The following is a 22,669-nucleotide window of genomic DNA, read 5'->3' on the forward strand; positions in this document are numbered from 1 at the left end:
GGTCAAGGTGTTTGAATTAGATTTTTAAAATTTAATTTCGACACCCAGAAGTATGATTAAGTATTTGCTAATCAAATCTAATCGTACATCTTCAATCTGAAATCAAATGGATGCTGCCTGTATCGACTATAAAGAAACCGGGTTCTTTTCCCAGACCGTAATCGATTATCTTAACGATGTACCGGAGCTACGGCCGTTTTATAGTTACCGCCCCACTCTAAAAGGTTTTGCAGAACTGTTGGAGAATAAGAAAGTAATCGCAGACAGGAACCTGCTTGCAGATGTGCTTTCGGAACAGTATTTCAGATCAGCAAAAAGCGGTCTTCCAGCTTTGGATAGCAGCGAACTGGTAGGCACGCAAATAGCACGCTTAAGATCCCCGGACGCTTTTACCATTACTACAGGCCACCAGCTAAATATATTTACCGGGCCGCTCTATTTCATATACAAGATAGTTACAGCTATTAAACTTTGCCGTGAATTAAAGGAAGCTTTCCCCGATAAGGACTTTGTTCCGGTTTACTGGATGGCATCAGAAGATCACGATTTCGCAGAGATCAACTATACAAACATCGGCGGGAAAAAAGTACATTGGTGGTACGAGGCGTCAGGTGCTACCGGCCGTATAAACCCCGACACAATGCGCCAGGCTATAAACCAGTACAAGGGTGTACTAGGTATAGATGGACACTCTACTGAGCTGGGTGAGATAGTAGAAACGGCTTATACGCAGTTTGATAAACTCGCTGACGCTACCCGCTACCTGGTAAATGCCATATTTGGCAGGTACGGCCTGGTGATAATTGATGCAGACGATCACCGGTTAAAAGCGTCCTTTTCCCCTATCATAGAGCGCGATATAATTGAACAAAACAGCTTTAAACACATCAGTGCTGCAAACGAAAAGCTGCTTGATCTGGGCGTGCATATACAGGTTAACCCTCGCGAGATCAACTTCTTTTACCTTGGTGATCAACTTCGCGAACGTATTGTCTTCGAAGACGGCCTCTACAAAGTAATGAACACCGAGATTAGCTTTAGTGAGGCGGAACTTAAACAGGAAATTGCCACATCGCCGGAGCGTTTTAGCCCTAATGTAGTTATGCGCCCCTTGTACCAGGAGTGCATCTTGCCTAATATTGCTTACATAGGCGGTGGTGCAGAAGTGGTTTACTGGCTGGAGTTAAAGGGTAATTTCGACTTCTACAACGTTGATTTCCCGATACTTATCCTACGCAACTCCGGATTGGTAATACCAAAAGAAGCCGCTGCTAAGATAAAAAGCATGGAACTTTCACCGGCGGACCTGTTCAAAAGTACCGACGAGATAAAAAACAATTGGGTTAAAAAGCATAGCAGCCACGACCTGTCCTTAAGTGAAGAAATGCGTGAACTGGAGCGTGTGTTTGAGAAGATTAAGCTGCATGCACACAAGGTAGACCCTACCCTGCCGCCCTCTGCCGCAGCTGTTCAGGCCCGCTTAAAGCATGCTATGGACAACTTTCAGAAAAAGCTTATCAAGGCAGAAAAACGCAATTATCACACTCGTTTAGAACAAATTGAGCATATTAAGGAAGATCTTTTCCCTAAAAACAGCCTGCAGGAACGTACCGAAAACTTTGGTTTAAGCTTTGTAAAATGGGGTCACCTGTTCATCGAAGAACTCATCCGCAACTTTGAGCCGCTCGATTTTAAGTTTACTGTGCTTACCGAATAGTGCCACTTAACGAGCTACCTCGCGTTTAGAATCATATTCCAAAACCTTCAAAAACCACATTTTTTTAAATGATTGGTAATTGATTTGCATTCATACGGTAAGATAAGCTTGCAATCGGCAATTTTAACACCATCCACTGTTAACTGCTATATTTGCGGGCATGACGGTTAACGAATCTCAGCTGCGCGACTTCACTCAAAATATTTTCTTGGCCATGGGCTGCAGTCATGAACATGCTACTCTTGCGGCTGATGTTCTCCTGAAATCGGACCTGCGAGGGATAGACTCTCATGGCGTTGCCCGGCTTAGCGGCTACGTTAGACTTTGGGAAAAGAAACGCATCAATGCTTCGCCTGATATAAAGATCGTTCATGAGACTGCTACCACCGCAACAATAGACGGCGATGCAGGTCTGGGCCTCGTGGTGGCGCCGTTTGCCATGCAGGTGGCGATAGACAAGGCCGCTCAATATGGATCAGGGTGGGTGTCGGTACGTAACTCAAATCATTTCGGCATAGCTGGTTACCATGCCATGATGGCCGTTGAACAGGACATGATCGGCTTTGCCATGACCAACGCCAGCCCACTGGTAGCGCCAACCTTCTCTAACGAACGTTTGCTAGGCACCAACCCTATGTGTTACGCCTTCCCTGCCGGCAAATACCCGCCGGTAATTGTTGATATGGCAACCTCTGCAGCCGCTAACGGCAAACTGGAAATTGCTCAGCGCAGCGGCAAGCCTGTTCCCGAAGGTTGGGTACAGGATGCTGACGGCAAATACACAACTGATCCGCATGCACTTAAATCAGGTGGCTCGCTCCTCCCCCTTGGCAGCGACCGCGAGCATGGCAGCCACAAAGGCTTTGGCCTAAGCGCAACCGTTGATATATTGTCCGGTGTACTTTCTGGCGCTGGGTTTGGGCCGTGGGTGCCACCATTCGTAGCTTTCCTTGAGCCGCCCGTTAATCCGCCTGGCCAGGGTATCGGCCACTTTCTGGGCGCTATGAGGGTAGATGGCTTTCGTCCGGTAGAAGGGTTCAAAAAGGATATGGATACCTGGATAGAACGGTTTAAATGTGCAAGCACAATTGACGAATCACAAAAAGTGATCATTCCGGGTGAGCCGGAACTGGAAGCAGAAGCTGACCGCAGGATTAATGGTATACCGCTGGTTGATGCCGTTGTAAAGGATCTTAATGAATTAGCAGCGAAGTTTGGAATAGCGGGGTTATAATGCCTCTTAAACCGTCATTGCGAGGTACGAAGCAATCTCATGATACACAACTAAGTACATAGAAGCAAGTCATTAGAAGTTTGGAGATTGCTTCGTACCTCGCAATGACGTGGTGGATTACGCCTTATATCAGCCTCTTTATGTCGCCGCAGGATCTCTCGGACGACCCTGCGGGCACAGAAATTTCACTACTCTGGTAAACTTGGCATGGTGAGCCTGTTAAAACATCAGCAAAGCGTACAGGTCTTCGACAAGCTCAGACTGACAGAGTACTATTTGCTCTTTATTACTACAGTCGCTGGCGCTAAGCCATCCGCGGTTGCAGTTAGGGTAATTGTTCCGGCAGTTTCTTTACCTTGTATAATGGCAAGTGCCAGCCCATGAAATGCCTTGCGCCAGTCTGCTTTAAACGGGTCGTGGCTTACCGGGTCGCCGTTATCTACAGATGCCATTGAGCCCGGTCCAGCTATTTTAAACTTAACCAGATTGTCCGCATTAGGTACCAGGTTACCTGCTTTATCCAGGATACGCACGGTAACAAATGACAGGTCCCTTCCATCAGCTTTTATAGCCTTGCGGTCGGCTGTCAGTTCTATTTTAGCAGGCGCACCTGCAGTATGTATCTCCTTAGTAAGTACCACCTTCCCGTTCCTGCGCGATATGGCTTTTAGCGTACCAGGCTCAAACTTCAGGCGCCACATTACATGCAGGTCATCACCGGTCTTCTTCTTTACCCCTATTGATTTTCCGTTGAGGTATAATTCCACTTCATCGGCATTATTGTAATAAGCCCATACGTCTACCGTTTTGCCCTGTGTCCAGTTCCAGTGCGGGAAGATGTGCAGTACAGGCTTGTCAGTCCACTCGCTTTTATATAGGTAGTAAACGTCTTTAGGGAAGCCCGCAAGGTCTATTACCCCAAAATAAGAACTGCGCGATGGCCAGCTGTAAGGCGTCGGTTCGCCCAGGTAATCAAAACCGGTCCAGATGAACATGCCCGATAGCATAGGGTATTTCTTCATCACCTTCCAGGTTTCCTCGTGAGTAGATCCCCATGGCGCTGATACGTTGTCATAAGCAGAAACGGTGTTATCAGGATTACCCGTGGTAAATGGCTTATCCCAGGCTATCGGCCAGCGGCGTACACTGTCCGACGGCATATCGTAGTATCCGCGGGTTTCCAGTGCCGACGTGGTTTCCGTCGCAATGAATTTTTTACCCGGAAAGCGTTCATGGAAACCAGCGTAATCCTGGTTATGGTAATTGTAACCAATAAGGTCAAGCGCACCCGATGATATCAGTTGGTTGGTTGTAGTTGGGTCGTTATTCGCGGTGGTGATGGGCCGGGTGGTATCCAGGCTGCGCACAATACCCGCCAGTTCGCGCGTTATGGTACGGCCGGCAGTATCTGTTTTGCTGTACTGCTCCACAATTTCGTTACCAATGCTCCAAATAAAAACCGAAGGGTGATTACGGTCCCGCTTTACCTGGTCTTCCAGGTCGCGTTTGTGCCATTCGTCCCAATACAGGTGATAGTCGTATTTGCTTTTTTTAGCTTTCCACATATCAAACGCTTCATCCATCACAATAAAGCCCATGCGGTCGCAAAGGTCCAGCAGTTCGGGTGCAGGCGGATTGTGCGATGTGCGGATACCGTTAACACCCATCCCTTTTAGTATCTCTAACTGGCGTTCCAGCGCACGGGTGTTAATAGCAGAACCCAGCGAACCAAGATCATGGTGATCGCACACGCCCAGTATCTTCATTGGCTTGCCATTTAACGAAAAGCCTTTATCTGCATCAAAATTAAAGTAACGGATACCAAGTTTTTGGGTATACTCGTCAACTACCACGTTGTTAATCCATACTCTATTTACTACCTTATACAGATATGGCGATGTTACTGACCACAAGTGCGGGTTTTTAACCGTGAGCGTAGAATTAAATGTAGTTACCGAGTCGATAATTTGTTTGTTGGATGGCACTGTGCCGCCAGAAGAGACCAGCTTATTAGCAGCATCATAAATACTAGTGCTTACCGTGTAGGGTTTAAACTTTGCAAGGTTGTGTTTTACAGATACAGCTATTTTTACCGAGGCAGCCGCATCGGTTACTTCGGGCGTGGTCATGTAGGTTCCCCAGTGGTCAATTGCCGCAGAGGCGCTGGTAGTTACCAGCCAAACGTTGCGGTAAATGCCGCTGCCAGAGTACCAGCGCGAGTTAGGCTGCTGCGAGTTATCCACCTTCACAGCCACTACATTCACCCCACCAAAGTTAAGGTAAGGCGTAAGATCATACCTGAAAGAGATATAACCGTTTGGCCGAAAGCCAAGATGGTGGCCGTTTATCCATACATCGCTATGGTGGTAAACACCATCAAAGTCTATATAAACTTTTTTACTTTGCGAGGAAAGTGGCACTGTAAACGTTTTGCGGTACCAGCCTATACCGCCAGGCAGCGCGCCGCCCTCGGGGCTGGCGGGGTTATCTTTACTAAACGTGCCTTCAATGCTCCAGTCGTGCGGCAGGCTAAGGTTGCGCCAGTTTTTATCGTTTGCTGATGCTTTATCGGCATTTTTTACATCTCCTAAATGGAATTTCCAGCCTTTATCAAAATCAGCAATGGTTCTTGCAGATTGTGCGAATGACTGTACCATTATCAAACTTAGCGCAAGGGTTAGCACCCCTGCTATGCGGGTAGTTAAGAAAGATTTCATTACAAACAGGTTTACCTGTCAAATATACAATTACAGCGCTGGTTTAAAAGCAAATAAGCCGCGGTAATTTCTGCGATAGGCCAGCATTAAAAATATATTAAGCAGGATGAGCACCGCTCCCATCAACAGCAGCTGCGGACCAAGAAAAGCATCAAAAAGAAATATATTAAATGTGATGGGGAACAGCATAATCAAAAAAATTGCCGTATACCGGTTTATTAACAGGCCCAACCCGCAAAGTATCTCAATAATTTTCAGGCACGGAAAAAAGTATTCGGCTCTGTTAAGGGCTGCAAGGTAATTATCTGCCCTCCTTTCCAGCCCGGGGAAGGTTACTATAAGGTGCAGAAAATGAAAAAAGTAATCGAGGCCAAAAACCAAAAAGGTTAGGCCTAAAAGGATGCGTGCGAGGGACACCGCTGTTTTCATGATTGTAAAGGTTTGTGTGGTAATCAAATATAGCTAATAAGAATATTAATTACTACAATCTTAAATTAAAAAAAGGCACCGTTGCCGGTGCCCAAATCAAATATATAACCAAGATAAATCTTGCAAAGTAAAGCACTACATACCGCCTGGCGGAGGGCCGCCGGGGCCGGGACCGCCAGGGCCCGGACCACCCATGCCACCCGGACCTGAAGGCCTCGAACCTGCAAACTTCTGCAGCCGCAAGGTAAACGTCAGCATAAAATAGCGGCCAAGCTTATTGGAATTGGTTTGCGTAATGTAACTCCCGCTTGATGTAGTGGTATAACCGGTGTTCTCGTTAAATACATCGTTCACCGCAAACCTAAGCGTACCAACATTTCCCTTTAAAAATCTGCGCTCTACATAGGTATTTAAAATGTTGGGATTGGTTGCGCCGGTGTAGCCATAGTAAAGTTGCTTGCTAAAATCATAGCTAAATGTCCAGTCCTTAAAGAAATAGTTCTTGCCGGTTAGCTGTAAATTAAGGCTGCTGAATTTATTATTGATATTGGCTTGCGACACCGAGTTGTTTGTACGGTTAATTGCATAAGTAGCACCGGCTTCTGCATCTATCACATCAGTAATGCTCACCCTGAACCTTGTACCTTGTGACAATACCAGGTTTTTTGCCAGGTTCTTTTCGGTAGTAAGCGCGTAAGAGTTCTCGTCCACACTGCCTATGTATGATACGTTATTGGCGTAACTGGCATTGCCTATGAAGAACAACGTGTACTTGCGTTTCTCCCATGGTTTGGCAAACACATAAAAGCCGTTGGCAGCATAATAGCTGTCTGCATTTTGGTAGGTTGTCAATATTGTACCGGCTAGCTTACTGTCAGGCGCATAAACCCGCGGATAGGTGATGGTAGTGGCCACAATCCTGTCGTTACTTTGCGTAAACGACAGGTTGCTGAAGAAGACGTTACCGCTCTGGAAATCAAAATTATTATAGCGGAGTGATAACACGTTGTTGAACTCGGGCTTAAGATCAGGATTGCCTTGTACCGGGTACGACGCGCTGGAGAAATCTATCACCGGCTGTAGCTGGGTATAAGTTGGCTGCTGGCTGGTGCCGGTATAGTTAAGGCTTATGGATTTGTTCCTGCTGAAGTTGTAAATAAACCGCGCATTTGGCGCAAAGTTAAACGAGGTGATACGATTAGCGCCCGCATTGGCCGACATGCCTTCCAGAACCGTTGGCTGTGCCACTACGCCCAAAGTATAATTGTACTTCTTATCGATAAAACGATAGTTTAGGCCGATACGATTAGTTGTGAATGTATAATTGTAACTGTTGGTAAGCAAGGCGTAATTGTCGCGATCGCCGCTGGTGTTTAACGTATCTGTATTCTTATCTGCTGTAGTGTACTGATGTTTATAGCCATATGTAAGTTCGATATAAGATTTTTTAGCGATTGGCTCGAGGTAAGAGAAGTTTGCACCCACACTATCTGTACGGCTGGCAGTATTAATGAACTGGTAAAGCGGCGCGTTAACGGCACCTGTTACGTTACTGTAAACGGGATTTTGAAACTGGTCGATATGGTAAGACCCGGCACCGATGTTCACACTAAAGTTGCGGCCCTTTTTAGCAAACCTGTGGTTGTAAAGCAGGTTGCCGCCGTAGTTAGGCGAGGTAGAATGCAGGTATGTGGTAAAGTCGTACCCGGATATGCTTTGTGAAGCATTAAACAGCGTGTTCGACGCGGTTTGGTTAGTGGTGATGCCAGCATAAGATACCGACGGCGTAAATTTAATGTAGTTGATGGTGTCCGGCTTCCATTCTATGTTAAAGTTAAAGCGATGGTTCAGATTTTCGGTCTGCTGCACGCTGTTCTGGTTACTGGTTGTAGGGTTGTTTAGTGAGATGTTCTGCTGTATGGTAGTACTGGTGGTATTCACTGTATTATCGGCGAAGCTGTAGCTGCCATAAGCGGTAATCTTTTTACCCCACGAATCGCGGTAGTTGAACCCCGCACTGCGTGTTGTGGTAATACCGGTACTGTTGTTACCGGCACCACCCGGAGGGCCACCACCACCGCGCTGACCACCTCCGCCAGGGCCGCCACCACCGCCAAAACTGAACAGATTAGTATTGGTGTTGTTAAAATTAGCTAACGCCGCCAGTTGGCGATCATCGCTAAAGCTGAATACATTGCCGGATGCTACATAGCGGTTCCCCTCTTTACTATTCGGGATGCCCGGGATCATGTCGCGGCCATCACCCACGGTAGCCTGGCCAAAATAGCCATGATTGCGGCTCGCCTTAATGGTAATGTTCAGCACTTTTTCGGGCTCCCCGGTTTTCACACCGGTGATATTGGCCTGATCGCCGTAATCATCAATTACCTGTATGTTCTGCACCGCGTCTGCCGGTAGGTTTTGTGTAGCAGTTTTCACATCACCCCCAAAAAAGTCTTTACCATTCACGCGTACTTTGCTTACAGTTTTACCTTGCGCGGTAACGTTGCCATCTTTATCTACATCCATGCCTGGCAACTTTTTAATTACATCCTCAACCGGCGCACCGGCACGTACCGGGTATGCTGCTGCGTTAAACTCTACGGTATCTTCCTTTAATTTTACCGGGTTAACGTCCGTGATGGTAACGGTATTCAGCATTCGCACATCCGACTTCAGGATTACTGCCGGAAGTGTGAACGGTGTTTTAGCGTTATCCAGTACGTAACGGCGCTTCAATCCCTGGTAACCTACTGATTGAAATACCATGCTGAACTGATTGGCCATTACGCTATGGAAAACGAAAGCGCCGTTTACATCGGTAATGGTGGCGCTGCTATCTGTCGCGGTGATTATTTTAACAGTGGTGCCCGGCAAGGTAACGCCGGTAGAGTCTTTTACTACACCTCTAACATCCCGCCCGGTTTGGGCGAAAGTGCTTAATGTGGTGAGCATGGCGGCTATAAAAAGTAGTTGTGTAAGCTTCATATCTATTTGAATGATGTGCAAAACAACCCTATGCAAACATGATAAAAAAACAGAATAGACAGGCAGGTAATGCATGCAGACAGGCAGGCGTTTTTAGTCGGTGAAAAGGTGTTTGGAACAACATGCCGGGCAATTACCTGTTCGTCGGCCAGGATGGTCTCTCTGTCGGTAATAACCCGTAATCCGCAGATTTTTAACGAGTGTATACCACTATCGTAAGTATAATTGTAAATTCAGAAGATAATTAATATCAAATGCTTCAACGCTCCAAACGCAATGTTATAAATGTGTTCATCCAAATACTCATCTGGGTAGTACTGGGTAACATTTTGCTGTTTTATCAACCTTTCCTTAGAGACATCTCTGTGCCCTATCAGTTCTGGATAAAGCAGATCTTTGTGTTTTTACTGCTGATAACCGCATACTACATTAACGCCCATGTGCTGGTACCACAGTTCTTGCTGAAAAAACGCACCGGTATTTACTTTTTACTCATCATTGCCATTATTGTAGCTGTTGTTTTCCTGGCAGGATTTTTAGACAGGGCATTGCAGATCAGACACCTTTTAGAAGAGGCGTTCCACAGGAACGGGCCGCCGAGGGGCGGGCGTGGTGGAGGAAGAGGCTACTTTGATACATTTACCATTACGCTTACCTCACTTGTACTGGGCATCAGCACCAGTGTGCGTACCACCCAAGACTGGAAAAAGAACGACGAGCGGCAGAAAGAGATGGAGGCGGAAAAGATTAGCTCGGAGCTGTCGTTTCTTAAAGCGCAGATAAATCCGCACTTCTTCTTCAATACGCTCAATAACATTTATGCGCTTACCCTGGTGAACGTGGAAACTTCACGAACTGCCATACACCAGCTATCGCGTATGATGCGCTACGTGCTTTACGATACACAGAATAGTACCGCCCTGCTGAGTCAGGAGGTGGCTTTTGTAAAGGACTACATCAGTCTTATGCAGCTACGCCTTACTGATAAAGTGACAGTAAATTATCAAGCCCCGGTACAGGTAAGCGAGCAACCTATAGCGCCAATGCTGTTCCTTCCATTTGTAGAGAACGCCTTTAAGCATGGCGTAAGCGACACCTTGCCGAGTACAATAACTGTACACATCTCACAAGAAGCCAGTCAGGTAATTTTAGTTGTTAAAAACAGTATCTTTAAAAAACGCGGCGCCGATCTGGAAGAGAACAAGGGAATTGGGTTGAACAATACCATCAGGCGACTGGAGCTTTTATATCCAGGCAAATACACGCTGGACGTGAATGAAGATAAAGACGCCAATACTTACACCGTAACCTTAACCCTTTTGCTGGCATGACACTAAACTGCATAGCTGTTGACGATGAGCCACTTGCCCTGGGGCTGGTTTGCGCCTTTATAGAACAAACACCGTTTCTTAACCTGCTGGGGCGCTACGGTAGCGCCATAGAGGCTTTGGGCGCATTACAGCAGCACAAAGTGGACCTTATATTCCTGGACATACAAATGCCCAATCTTAACGGCATCGAGCTCGCCCGTGTGCTGGACAGTAGGGGGCCTAATAAACCCCGCATCATCTTCACTACCGCTTATAACCAGTTCGCACTGGAAGGTTACCGGGTTGACGCGTTGGACTACCTGCTAAAGCCATTTAATTATGAAGAGTTCCTGCATGCGGCAAACAAGGCGCTCGGGTATGCCGAACTGCTGCAAAAAGCTAATGAAAGCACTCCTGTAACACCATCAGCGATAGAGACGGTTGCGGCATTGGCACCGGTAACAGAACAGGTTGAGGACGATTACCTGTTCATCAAGGTAGAGTACCAATTGGTGCGTATTGCCCTAAGTGATATCCTTTACCTCGAGAGCCTTAAAGATTACGTGAAGGTTTACCTGCAAAATACCGAAAAGCCAATATTAACGCTCAGTAGCCTTAAGGCGCTTGAAGAAAAATTACCCGCAAAGCGCTTTATGCGCGTGCACCGGTCGTACATTGTTTCGTTAGACAAAATCAACTCAATAACCCGAAATTCGCTGCATATCGGCAAAATCAACATCACCGTTGGCGATTTATATAAAGATGCTTTTGCTCAGTTTTTAAGCAGGTGGGTATAAGTTAGGTATTTGGTAATCGCAGTGACATAATACTAGCTGGACCGACGTACATACAACCAAATACCACCAAAAATCGTTATCTTGTAGTATGAACATTCAAAGAATCACATTTGGGAACGGGTGCTTTTGGTGCACCGAGGCAATATTTCAATCTCTTAAAGGAGTTACAAAAGTATCGTCGGGCTATATGGGTGGTAAAACCGCTAATCCAACCTACATGGAGGTTTGCACAGGCGAATCGGGCCATGCAGAAGTAATAGACCTGGAGTATGATGCAGACGTTATCTCTTTTGACGAATTGCTGCTGGTTTTTTTTAAAACACATAACCCAACCACGCTCAACCGCCAGGGAAATGATGTGGGCACTCAATACCGTTCGGCTATTTTCTATTACAACAACGAGCAGAAAAACGAGGCAGAAGCTATGATAAAAAGGCTTACCGACGAGAAAGTATTTGACAAGCCTATCGTAACTGAGGTAGCATCTGCCAGCGAGTTCTATATAGCCGAAGACTATCATCAGAATTATTATAACGACAACCCGTTGAAGCCTTACTGCTCTTTTGTTATCCAGCCGAAGCTTACCAAGTTTGCCAAAGAATTTACAGAAAAAATAAAGCCTGAACTGCTATAAATCTCCATATTTGTCGTTATAAAAGCAGATATGAGAAGAATAGCAGCTCCCCTATTAGCAGGCATTATTTTAATAAGCGCCTGTTCTGCCCCAAAAAAGACAGAGAACATTTCTATGGCCAATGCCGGTAAGGTATGGTCATCCTTATGGCAGCAGCGCTCGGCCGAGTACCGGGCGCTTTGCTTTCAGGCATACAACATAGCACGCCAGCGCGTAAATGAAGCGGTGCGAAACGATGGCGCTAAACCACTAGCGATTGTTACAGACGTAGACGAAACCGTGCTGGATAACAGCCCTTATGATGCTATGCGTGCAGCTAACAACCAGGAGTACTCGCAGGATACTTGGAAGGCATGGACCGACAAAGCCGTTGCAGATACAGTACCCGGTGCGCCATCCTTCTTTAAGTATGCGGCGTCTAAAGGTATTACCGTGTTCTATATTACCAACCGTAGCGAAAATGAACGTGCATCCACACTAAAGAACCTGCAGGCTTACGGTTTTCCAAACGCCGACGATGCTCACCTGCTGTTGAGACAAAACTCCTCCAGTAAAGAAAGCCGCCGTCAAACGGTGCTGTCCACCTACAATATCGTTCTCCTTTGCGGTGATAACCTGCCCGATTTTGATTTGCTATATGACAACAAACCCGCCGAACAAAGCCGGCAGGATGTAACCAACAGGTTAAGGAAGGAGTTTGGCAGCAGGTATATTATTATACCTAACCCTGCCTATGGCGATTGGGAGAACGCCCTGTTTAACAATAAGAACGGCGCAAGCGGTATTCAGAAAGATTCAGTAATGAGAAGTAAACTGAAGGTCGACAAGCAATAAGCCTGTATTAAGTTTCTGTTAAGCCGGGCTCTTTATTGAATTCTATACTTAATTTTGGGAGATATACACGCTCCCGATGAAAAGAACCTTACTAATTTGCCTTGGTGCTTTGGCCATTGTAAACGCCACAGCCCAAACTCCCGGAAAGATAGAAAAGACCGGCCAGGTGCTGCTGCCAAACGGCTGGAAACTGAGCCCGGCAGGTACATCCCTTCCACTTGGCGACCTGCCGCTTAACCTGCAGCTGTCATCATCCGGCAAATACCTGGCAGTTACCAACAATGGCCAAAGCACGCAATCGCTGCAGCTGATAGATCCGAAAGGACAAAAAGAATACGACAGCAAGGTGCTGGGTAAATCGTGGTATGGCATTGCCTTCAGCCGCGATGAAAAGAACCTTTACGCCTCTGGCGGTAACGACAATACTATCCTAAAATTTCGGCTGGCTGATAATAAGCTTGGCACCCCGGATACCATCAAACTAGGCGCAGCCTGGCCCAAAAATAAAATATGCCCAACAGGTATTGCGGTAAACAAGGCAAATACACAATTATACACCGTTACAAAAGAAGACAGTTGTTTATATGTTATTGACCCTGCTGCAAAAAGCATTGTTGATAAAGTAAAAATAGGAGCCGAGGCTTACAGCTGTATCCTTTCGCCGGATGAGAAGACCCTCTATATTTCACTTTGGGGCGGTGATAAAATAGCATTTTACAACATTGCCACAAAAAAGCTAACTACCCTTAGCACGGGCAGCCACCCCAACGAGTTGCTGTTAAACAAAAAAGGCACGTTACTTTTTGTTGCTAACGCGAATGATAATTCGGTAAGCATCGTAAACACTGCTTCACAAAAGGTGCTGGAAACGGTTTCAACGGCTCTTTATCCAACAAAGCTCACCGGCTCTACCACTAATGGCTTTGCACTGTCAGCAAACGAAAAGATGTTATACATTGCCAATGCCGATAACAACTGCCTTGCCGTATTTGATGTATCTAAACCCGGCAGCAGCCAAAGTCGTGGCTTTATTCCAACGGGCTGGTACCCAACCAACGTAAAGATGCTGGGCAGCAAAATACTGGTAAGTAATGGTAAAGGCTTCACCTCAATGGCTAACCCGAAAGGCCCGCAACCATTGCTAAAGGTAGATAACAGCGGTTATCAGCGGGGTGCCATCAATAGCAGAGAGCAATACATTGGCGGCCTGTTTAAGGGCACCTTATCGTTTATAGATGCCCCTAACGATATCAAGTTAAAGGCTTATACAAAGCAAGTTTATGCCAACGCTGCATTCACAGATAAGAAGGCGGCCGTTGCACCAGGCGAAGCTGGTAACCCTATTCCGCGTAAAGTGGGTGACAAATCGCCTATTAAGTACGTTTTCTACATCATCAAAGAAAACCGCACGTATGACCAGGTGCTTGGCGACATGCCGGAAGGTAACGGCGATACTTCCCTTTGCATTTTTGGTAAACGCACTACCCCAAACCTGCATGCAATAGCCAGCCAGTTTGCACTAATGGATAACTTTTATGTAGATGCCGAAGTGAGCGCCGATGGCCACAACTGGAGCATGGCAGCTTACGCCACTGACTTTGTAGAGAAAACTTGGCCTACCAGCTATGGCGGCCGCGGCGGTACTTACGATTTTGAGGGTACCCGCAAAGCCGCTTATCCACGTGATGGTTTTATTTGGGATTACTGCAAACGCGCCGGCGTAAGCTACCGCACCTATGGTGAATTTGCCGAAGGTGGCGAAAAGCCAAAGGCAAACCTTAAATCGCTGGAGGGGCATTTCTGCCTGCAATCGCCTGATTTTGACCTTACCATCAAAGATATCAAGCGTGAAGAAATATGGGAGCATGATTTTGATTCGCTGCTACGTGCTAACGCAGTTCCGCGCTTCAATACCGTACGCCTGGGTAACGACCACACCAGCGGCCAGCGCAAAGGCGCTTACTCGCCTACTGCAGCAGTTGCTGACAACGACCTTGCTGTAGGTCGTTTTATTGAGCACTTGTCTGAAAGCGCTATATGGAAAGAATCAGTTGTTTTTGTGCTTGAGGATGATGCCCAAAACGGACCAGACCACATAGATGCGCACCGCTCCCCTGTATTTGTGGTGAGCCCTTATGTAAAACGCAACGCTGTTATCCATAACATGTATTCTACATCCGGTGTGCTTCGTACAATTGAGCTGATACTCGGCTTGCCACCTATGAGCCAATATGATGCAGCCGCCATGCCGCTATACGAGTGCTTTACCGCTAAACCAGATCTTACACCATACAAAGCTAAAGACGCGCAGGTAGATATCGATCAGCGCAACGTAGCGGACAATGAAAGCAGCCGCAAATCAGAGTCGTTTAACCTGGCAGAAGAAGACGCAGCACCAGACCTGGAGTTGAACGAGGTTGTATGGAAATCGATTAAAGGTGAGAATTCGGTAATGCCTGCTCCAAAACGCAGTGCTTTTGTTATTTTAGAGAAGAAAAAGAAACAGGACGACGACTAAGCTGTTATCCTTCACTTAAACATCTCTGATCATGACGGTTATCGAAAATGAATTTTTATCAGTAGCTATTGACACAAAAGGCGCGCAACTAAGCTCGCTAAAAAACAAGGAAACAGGTGTAGAGCACATGTGGCAGGCAGACGCAAATGTTTGGGCCTACCATGCGCCAAACCTGTTCCCGATTGTAGGGCAACTGATAAATGATGAGTTGCTGGTGGATGGTGAAAAGTACAGCATGAAACGCCACGGCTTTGCACGCCAGTCGGACTTTATATTATTGGAAAGCGACGGTGTCTCAGCGGCCTTTTCACTGCCCAATTGCGAGAAAACGCTGCAGGTTTACCCCTACAAGTTTGACTTCCAGGTGCTTTATACGCTGATCGAGAATTCACTAAGGGTAACTTACAAGCTGATCAATCGGGATAAAAAAACAATTTACTTTTCTGTTGGCGGCCACCCCGCGTTTAACGTTCCGTTTGGGCCGGGTGAAAGCTATGAGGACTACTATGTAGAGTTTGAAACGCAGGAGACACTTAGCACGCACCTGCTATCTGCCGAAGGTTTGTTCAATGGAGAGACCCGTCCTGTAGAGATAACCAACAAAAAGTTGCCGCTTACACGTGATATGTTCCAGGCAGATGCGTTGGTATTTAAAGACATGCAATCGCGCCTGCTGACCATAAAAAGCGAGAAACACGACCGAACCCTTTCAGTAGAATTCCCTCACTTTAATTATGTGGGTTTATGGGCAAAACCCGGAGCAGATTTCCTTTGTATTGAGCCTTGGCTGGGGTGTGCCGACTCAGTTGGCGAGGCGAAAGATATCAGCCAAAAAGAAGCTATTCAGAAAGTTGCAGTAGGGCATGTTTTCGAAGCTTCGTACTTTATAAGTATCTAGAGTTTACATTTATTTAATTCCACTAAAACATTCTGCCCGTTTTTGTGATTATCAGATTAAACACTCAACATTTAAAACTATGAAAAAGAAAATTTATCTAATCGCGATGACTGTGATGCTAATGGTAGCATCTTTTAATGTAAATGCTTCAACTTTCAATGACGACAAAAAAGCATTTAAAGAAGCTGCTGCAAAAATGACGACTGAGCAACGTCAGGCACGTGTAGAAGAAATTAAAATGCGTGTTAACGAGATCAAGGCAATGGATAAATCTGCTTTGACCAAACAAGATAAAAAAGAATTGAAAGCTGAGCTGAAAAGCTTGAAACACGAAGCTCAGGCAATGGGTGGCGGTGGCGTATACCTCTCAGTAGGCGCTATCATTATCATCATTTTGGTATTGATCCTGATTTTGTAATTACAGGCTAACCTTTAAAAAAAATGCCCCGCCAAAAGCGGGGCATTTTTTATTTGATCATGTAGCGGATTGCACCCGTTTTAGTTCCTCTTTAGCTTTCGCGAACCACAATCTGCTGCTCTTGCGCTCCATCTGGCTTAAATGCGGTTGTTCTTCAAGCATAGCCTCAAAAATTTTTTCGGCATCTTCGTACCGTTCCTGCCGTACTAAGAACAGACCATATTGGTACCGCTGCTCAAAATAAGAATACCTGCCTTTCATAGCTTTATATTCCTCTTCTGCCTGCGTTATGTTACCGGTATGCTCTAAAGCTTCGGCGTAAGCGATGTGTGCACGCGAGCGAATAAACTGTGGTAACTTATATACCTTTTTAGCTAAAGGCAACACTTCTGCGTAACTTTCCTGCTTGCTATAAGCAACCATAAGCTGCATTAACGCATGTTCATTTTCGGCAAAGGCGCCCGTTAAACTCGTCTTGTAAATTTCTATGGCTTTGTCGGTGAAGCCCGAATTTAGATAGGCATCTGCCAACTGCATACGATTGGCGAAGGTATCTGTAAACCTGACCTGGTCTTCCAGCTTTTTTAATTTACCGCCTGGATTAAGTACAGCTCCAACATCTATTTTAGGCGCAGAGATACGGCGGTTATTAAGTATCTCCTGGTAAATATAAACAAGGCTGCCAATTACCGGGAGAAAAACGATGATCCATATCCACTTCTGCTGCGTACCATTCTTTAGTGAATGGAAAACGCAAAAAGCCTGCAAGCCTATAGGTATATAGTAAAGATAATCGTGCCCGGGAAACATTGCGATGTGATAATTACTCAAAAATAAAAAAATACGGCAAATAGCAGCATTTTATTGCTTGATCATTTCATCTAATACCGGATGGTCAAAGGTGGAAAGTTCGGTGTGGCCGCTTTTCAGTTCGTCAAACACCACCACTTCGTTAATGCCCTTTTTGAGCCATACTGCCGGCACATACAAGGTTTGCTGCGGGCCTATTTCCCAATACTTACCCAAATTGTGCCCATTGACAAATACAAAGCCTTTGCCAAAACCGTGCATATCCAAATAGGTGTCGCCAATACCTCTTAATGAAAACGTACCGCGGTACAATGCAGGCATTTCTGTGGCGTCAGCCGCCTGTAGGGGTAAATAGCGCGTCCCTGCCAAGGTGGTAAAAGGGAACTGGTACATTTTCCAGCCGAGCAGTTCCTGCCCATTGAGTGTAACCTTATCCGTAATGCCTTGGCGGTTGTCTATCAGGAAAGGGCCGTAGTTAATGCGCCCGTTGTTCTCTACCAGAATGTCCAGCACGCTATTGGCCGTGGGGCTATTCAGTTGCAGTGAATCTTGTTTGAGGCGCCTGTCCAGCACGCTAATGCGTTTACCGTTAAGGTAGACGGTGGCGTAATCACGCATCTCTTTTATTTTGAGCAGGCCGCTTACGGCATTCGCCAGAGTAGTGCGGTACAGTACAAAGCCGTAACCCTGATCAATATCCTCAAAGCTCATTGGGTGCTCGGCCTCTATAGGTTTTGGCAGGTTGCTAAACAGGTTTGCCTTGCCCGTAAACTTTATTACTTCCAGCGCGAACGTGCGCTTCTTCTTCTCTGGAATTTCCGGCAGTGTTTCTCCCGGCGGCAAATGTTTGGCAATAACCTGCCTAAACTTCATGAACTTATCTGTTGGATTACCCGCTTCGTCCAGCGGTGCATCATAGTCGTAACTTGATGTTTGCGGGTAGTAAGGCTCACGGCTGTTCATATTAGCGCCGTTCATGAAATCGCGCGTGGTACCACCATGAAACATATACATATTGATAGATATGCCGGCGGATAGTACCTCGTCCAGTTTCTTTGCATCCTTCTCCGCATTGCTGCCGCTGTGTGGCTTTCCCCAACTGTCAAACCAGCCCGGGTACCATTCTGCAATGTAGTACGGACCTTTGCCATTATGGTACTTGTTAATGAGTTCTTTCACCTTTTTGGGATCATCCTCGCCATTTACGGCTGGTAAAAAACCGGGCAGGTAACCCGCAGGCATCTGCGATGCTCCATCGCAAGTGAACAGCAATCCATCAAAGCCTGCATCACGAAAAATCTTTTCGTTCTGTGCCAGGTATTCTTTATCGTTACTGTAAGAGCCGTATTCGTTCTCTATCTGCACCATCAGGATGTTGCCGCCATGGTTTACTTGCAATGGAGCAAGTTGTTTACCCACCTCCATCATGTAATTGCTATATGCTGTTATAAACCGGGGATCTTTGCTGCGCACCTTTAAGGTTTTATCCTTTAGCAACCACCACGGGTAACCCCCAAACTCCCACTCGGCACATACATAAGGGCTGGGCCGCATCACTACCCAAAGGCCTTCTTCTTTAGCTATCCGCACAAACTCGGCAACATCGTTGTTGCCTGTAAAGTCGTATTTACCCTGCGTATTTTCATGCGCGTTCCAGAAAACGTAAGTGCCAATGGTATTCAGGCCCATTGCTTTTGCCATCTTCATACGTTCGCGCCAGTACTCACGCGGAATGCGGGTGTAATGCATTTCGCCGGATATCATCTGCAGCGGCTTACCGTCTAACAAAAAGGTACTGTCGCCAAGTGCAAACGTGTGGTTAACATTTTGACCGAAGGCAATTTCAATACTAAACAACGCCGCGCAAAACAGTAGTAATTTCTTCAGCATATCACTCTCACAATTAAAACAAACCTAACTGGCCTTTGTCATCAATGTCCAGATCGTCAGGGTTGGTTATCTCAAAATCAATCTTCTTGGGCTGAACAGGTTTTGTTTGCTCCGTTGGATTTGCAGCAGTTTCTTCCAGTTCGTTTGATTTAACGGAAGCTGCCGGTGTTTGTTGTGCGGGCGGCTCCGGGTCTGCTACCTGCTTTTCCTCCGGTGTAATTACTATTTCGGTATCTTCAACAGAGTCAGGAGCCGGGTCTGGTACATCATCCTCGTCGTCATGCTCTGCTATTAGTTCAACACTTTTTACCGGGTGAACAGATAAACGGTTGCCCATGGCTTTCATGCCCTTCACATCTATAAGGTCGGTCAGGTTCAGCTCAACTGTTTCAGGTGTAAGTGCTTTACCTTTTAGTTGCTCCACCTTTACTACCGGCTGTGCTGCACCCGACAGCAGGATAAGTTTAGAGCCGGCTTCATCACTTATAATGCTGGTTTGCTTTCCTACTACCGTATTTTCAAATACGAAGCGTTTTACCATATAGTTCTTACCCTTGCCTTCGTAATGCACCACTGCGTAAACCTTTGCAGGATCATACTTTTCTATCAGTATCATCTTATCATCAAAGTGATTATTAAGATCGAAGTTGGTAAGTTCGTATAAGCCGTTGCTCAATAAGGTAAGGATGCGGTCGTCGCCGTCAAATTCACCCAGGTATTTACCCCTACCGTCTGCGTTAAGGCGTTTAAGTATCTCATCATACCATATCTTACGACCTGCAAGGGTAGATACACCTTTGCTTTTTAACAATATCTTTTTAACCGGGTACTTAGTTACCATATTACCCATAGATCCACGGCCTTTAATGGCTATGGTAGCAAAATCCTCATCAAACTGCAGCTTTTTAAGTTTGGCGTGTGGCTTGAGCTGTACGTTCACTATTTCTGCCTCGCCGTTAGGGTTAGCAGTAAAGTAAAGCACTTTTGACCCTTTCGTACCCTTGGTAAGGTCATATTCCTTGTCGCGTGTGATGCCCGTGACGGAGAAACGCTTAATATAGCTTACGCCGCTTTGCCCGTCCTTATAAATCATATTATATACGGTGCGTTCGTCGTTCTTTTTGAATACGGCGGCATGTAGTATTTCTTTACCTACAAACACCTTATCCTGCACCTTGGTCACCATGAACTTGCCGTCGGCACGGAACACGATGATCTCGTCGATGTCAGAACAGTCACAAACAAACTCATCCTTTTTAAGTCCGCTGCCGATAAAACCATCCTCACGGTTCATGTATAGTTTGATGTTGGCCAATGCTACCTGGGTAGCTTCTACCTTATCAAAGGTGCGCAACTCAGTTTTACGGCCTCGATCTTTACCATACTTTTCCTTGAGCTTTTCAAACCAGGCAATGGTATATTCGGTAAGATATTTTAGGTGATGCTTAACCTGTTTTATTTCTGCCTCCAGGTTCTTGATCTGCTCATCCGTTTTCTTAAAGTCGAAACGGGTAATGCTGCTCATCGGTTTATCAATAAGCCTCTTGTAATCTTCAGGGAGTATCTCGCGGTAAAACAACGGAAAGAAGGGCTCGAACAAACGGTTAAGCACTTCTACTACGAGCTCAAAAGTAGAGGAACCTTCATAGTCCGGGTGCTTGTACATGCCCTCCTGAATGAATATTTTAAGCAGGGAGCTGAAGAATATCTTCTCCATTAACTCCTTTAGCCTGATGTCCAGTTCCTGTTTTAGCAGGTCGCGTGTTTTGTTGGTGCTTTCGGCAAGCATGTCGTTCACGCTCATAAAGCGCGGCTTGTCGTCCTGTATCACGCAGGTATTTGGCGATATAGATACCTCGCAATCGGTAAAGGCGTACAACGCGTCGATAGTAACGTCAGGAGATATACCGGGCGCAAGATGGATAACCACTTCTACATCCCTGGCGGTATTATCTTCAATCTTCTTGATCTTGATCTTTCCCTTATCATTTGCGCTGATTACGCTATCTATCAGGCTACCCGTTGTGGTAGTAAAAGGTATTTCGGTTATAACCAACGTCTTCTTGTCGCGCTCCAGTATTTTGGCGCGTACGCGTACCCTTCCGCCGCGCTGGCCTTCGTTATAGGCAGATGTATCTGCCATACCCCCGGTTGGGAAGTCAGGTACCAGGTTGGGCCGAACACCCTGCAGCCACGCTATAGAAGCATCCAGTAACTCTATAAAGTTGTGCGGCAATATCTTGGTAGCCAAACCAACAGCAATACCCTCAGCACCCTGCGCTAACAACAGGGGGAACTTAACAGGAAGGGTTATCGGCTCGCGGTTACGCCCGTCGTAACTTGCCTGCCAGTCAGTAGTATCCGGATTGAAAACAACATCCAGTGCGAATTTTGACAGGCGAGCCTCTATGTAACGTGGTGCAGCGGCAGAGTCGCCTGTTACCGGGTCGCCCCAGTTACCCTGGCAATCTATTAGTAAGTTCTTTTGGCCTATTTGCACCATGGCATCACCTATAGATGCGTCACCATGCGGGTGGTACTTCATGGTATTACCAATAACGTTGGCGGCTTTATTAAAGCGCCCATCGTCCATCTCTTTAAGAGAGTGCAGTATACGGCGCTGTACAGGCTTAAGACCATCATTAATGTGCGGTACAGCACGGTCCAGGATCACATAAGATGCGTAATCAAGAAACCAGTTTTCGTAAAGCCCGTCGAGGGTGGTAATGTTGTGAAGGGTATTGTCTTCGTTACTATCGGGTGTATGCTCAGTGTGCAAATCGTCACTCATTCGTCGGCAAAAAATTTGGATGGGTAAAGATAAGATAAAGCGTAAATATGGGACCGTAGAGATGTGCAGATTTTATGAACATGTTAACCTTGCCGTTCCTTCTTCATTTCCCTCAGCATCATGCCATAATCCATTTTACGCAGGGTAGCTTTTACAGTATGCTCGATACGTTTGACCCTGGTCTCGGGTGTTTTAGCATCATTTATCCATTTTATAAAATAGCCCTGATGAGATTTGGTTAAGCTATAAAAGTATTCAGCCGCATCGGGCTCGAAATCAAAGCACTCCTCCAGCTCAGGCGGTGTTTCCACCTTAAAGTCTTTATCCTCCTCCAGTTTAACATGTAGCATGGCGCCACACTTTTTGCGGGTACCTTTGCGCATCTCCTGGTTAAATGGCAGTATAAAACTACCCTCACCAAAAGGCAGCAGCGATTTACCCGCTATCTCAAAATTATCCAGTAAACCTTTCACCCGGAAAGCCCGGCGGGTACCCGGCTTTATCTGTTCGGCCAGGTCTGCAGCTATTTCGATATAGGTCCAGCCGGTTTTGTCGCCAAATTCGCCAAACTGGTATATGATAGTATCAAACTCGACCATAGCCAAATATAGGTTTTAGCACCCAAATGTTAAATGTTTGTTAAATGCGGCTTTTTAACATTTCAGGGTGTAACACTTTGCCTTG

16 protein-coding genes are annotated in these 22,669 nt (G+C 46.2%); 9 read left to right on the top strand and 7 right to left on the bottom strand.

All coding sequences use genetic code 11. The features are described from left to right. The first annotated feature begins 106 nt into the window (after nucleotides 1-106). The gene (gene bshC, locus DYU05_RS10415; RefSeq protein WP_117382866.1) at nucleotides 107-1,717 is read left to right on the top strand and encodes a bacillithiol biosynthesis cysteine-adding enzyme BshC; all 1,611 of its coding nucleotides are present in this window, start codon (nucleotides 107-109) and stop codon (nucleotides 1,715-1,717) included. Between the two features lie 160 nt (nucleotides 1,718-1,877). Further along, nucleotides 1,878-2,951, top strand: coding sequence for an Ldh family oxidoreductase (locus tag DYU05_RS10420; RefSeq protein WP_117382867.1), 1,074 nt, complete (start codon nucleotides 1,878-1,880; stop codon nucleotides 2,949-2,951). A gap of 272 nt (nucleotides 2,952-3,223) precedes the next feature. Here DYU05_RS10420 and galB read toward each other — a convergent pair whose 3' ends face one another. The 3 genes from galB to DYU05_RS10435 all read right to left on the bottom strand — a co-directional run bounded on the left by galB (nucleotide 3,224) and on the right by DYU05_RS10435 (nucleotide 9,085). Continuing rightward, nucleotides 3,224-5,668, bottom strand: coding sequence for a beta-galactosidase GalB (galB, locus tag DYU05_RS10425; RefSeq protein WP_117382868.1), 2,445 nt, complete (start codon nucleotides 5,666-5,668; stop codon nucleotides 3,224-3,226). 30 nt (nucleotides 5,669-5,698) lie between these two features. Beyond that, the gene (locus DYU05_RS10430; RefSeq protein WP_117382869.1) at nucleotides 5,699-6,097 is read right to left on the bottom strand and encodes a DoxX family membrane protein; all 399 of its coding nucleotides are present in this window, start codon (nucleotides 6,095-6,097) and stop codon (nucleotides 5,699-5,701) included. Nucleotides 6,098-6,232: 135 nt separating this feature from the next. Further along, nucleotides 6,233-9,085 (bottom strand): outer membrane beta-barrel protein, encoded by a 2,853-nt coding sequence (locus DYU05_RS10435; protein ID WP_165852045.1) that lies wholly within the window; start codon nucleotides 9,083-9,085, stop codon nucleotides 6,233-6,235. Between the two features lie 254 nt (nucleotides 9,086-9,339). On the opposite strand from DYU05_RS10435, the gene DYU05_RS10440 reads away from it, so the two are divergent. The 7 genes from DYU05_RS10440 (at nucleotide 9,340) to DYU05_RS10470 (ending at nucleotide 16,494) form a co-directional block, all read left to right on the top strand. Beyond that, a complete protein-coding gene (locus DYU05_RS10440; RefSeq protein WP_117382871.1) occupies nucleotides 9,340-10,416 on the top strand; it encodes a sensor histidine kinase in 1,077 nt (358 codons plus the stop codon). After that, on the top strand, nucleotides 10,413-11,192 hold the full coding sequence (locus tag DYU05_RS10445; RefSeq protein ID WP_117382872.1) for a LytR/AlgR family response regulator transcription factor: 780 nt from the start codon (nucleotides 10,413-10,415) through the stop codon (nucleotides 11,190-11,192). Before DYU05_RS10440 ends, DYU05_RS10445 begins: the two co-directional genes overlap by 4 nt. Before the next feature lie 88 nt (nucleotides 11,193-11,280). Then, entirely contained in the window at nucleotides 11,281-11,826 is a 546-nt protein-coding gene (gene msrA / locus DYU05_RS10450) for a peptide-methionine (S)-S-oxide reductase MsrA (protein ID WP_117382873.1), read from the top strand. Nucleotides 11,827-11,856: 30 nt separating this feature from the next. Further along, nucleotides 11,857-12,660 carry a 5'-nucleotidase, lipoprotein e(P4) family gene (locus DYU05_RS10455; protein WP_117382874.1) on the top strand — a complete coding sequence of 268 codons (804 nt, stop codon included), beginning with the start codon at nucleotides 11,857-11,859 and terminating at the stop codon, nucleotides 12,658-12,660. A gap of 76 nt (nucleotides 12,661-12,736) precedes the next feature. Continuing rightward, nucleotides 12,737-15,178: a bifunctional YncE family protein/alkaline phosphatase family protein gene (locus tag DYU05_RS10460; RefSeq protein ID WP_117382875.1), complete on the top strand. Its 2,442-nt coding sequence runs from the start codon at nucleotides 12,737-12,739 to the stop codon at nucleotides 15,176-15,178. A 31-nt stretch (nucleotides 15,179-15,209) separates the two neighbouring features. Then, on the top strand, nucleotides 15,210-16,076 hold the full coding sequence (locus DYU05_RS10465; protein WP_117382876.1) for an aldose 1-epimerase family protein: 867 nt from the start codon (nucleotides 15,210-15,212) through the stop codon (nucleotides 16,074-16,076). A gap of 79 nt (nucleotides 16,077-16,155) precedes the next feature. Next, complete coding sequence (locus DYU05_RS10470; protein ID WP_117382877.1) at nucleotides 16,156-16,494, top strand: hypothetical protein; 339 nt, start codon at nucleotides 16,156-16,158, stop codon at nucleotides 16,492-16,494. Nucleotides 16,495-16,551: 57 nt separating this feature from the next. On the opposite strand, the gene DYU05_RS10475 is transcribed toward DYU05_RS10470, so the two are convergent. The 4 genes from DYU05_RS10475 to DYU05_RS10490 all read right to left on the bottom strand — a co-directional run bounded on the left by DYU05_RS10475 (nucleotide 16,552) and on the right by DYU05_RS10490 (nucleotide 22,584). Beyond that, nucleotides 16,552-17,304, bottom strand: coding sequence for a hypothetical protein (locus tag DYU05_RS10475; RefSeq protein ID WP_117382878.1), 753 nt, complete (start codon nucleotides 17,302-17,304; stop codon nucleotides 16,552-16,554). Between the two features lie 51 nt (nucleotides 17,305-17,355). Then, complete coding sequence (locus tag DYU05_RS10480; RefSeq protein WP_117382879.1) at nucleotides 17,356-19,194, bottom strand: glycoside hydrolase family 35 protein; 1,839 nt, start codon at nucleotides 19,192-19,194, stop codon at nucleotides 17,356-17,358. Between the two features lie 13 nt (nucleotides 19,195-19,207). Next, on the bottom strand, nucleotides 19,208-21,985 hold the full coding sequence (locus tag DYU05_RS10485; RefSeq protein ID WP_117382880.1) for a DNA gyrase/topoisomerase IV subunit A: 2,778 nt from the start codon (nucleotides 21,983-21,985) through the stop codon (nucleotides 19,208-19,210). Between the two features lie 83 nt (nucleotides 21,986-22,068). After that, complete coding sequence (locus DYU05_RS10490; protein WP_117382881.1) at nucleotides 22,069-22,584, bottom strand: YdeI/OmpD-associated family protein; 516 nt, start codon at nucleotides 22,582-22,584, stop codon at nucleotides 22,069-22,071. Between the last annotated feature and the right edge of the window lie 85 nt (nucleotides 22,585-22,669).

Origin of the sequence: Mucilaginibacter terrenus (assembly GCF_003432065.1) — a bacterium.
GTDB classification, from domain to species: domain Bacteria; phylum Bacteroidota; class Bacteroidia; order Sphingobacteriales; family Sphingobacteriaceae; genus Mucilaginibacter; species Mucilaginibacter terrenus.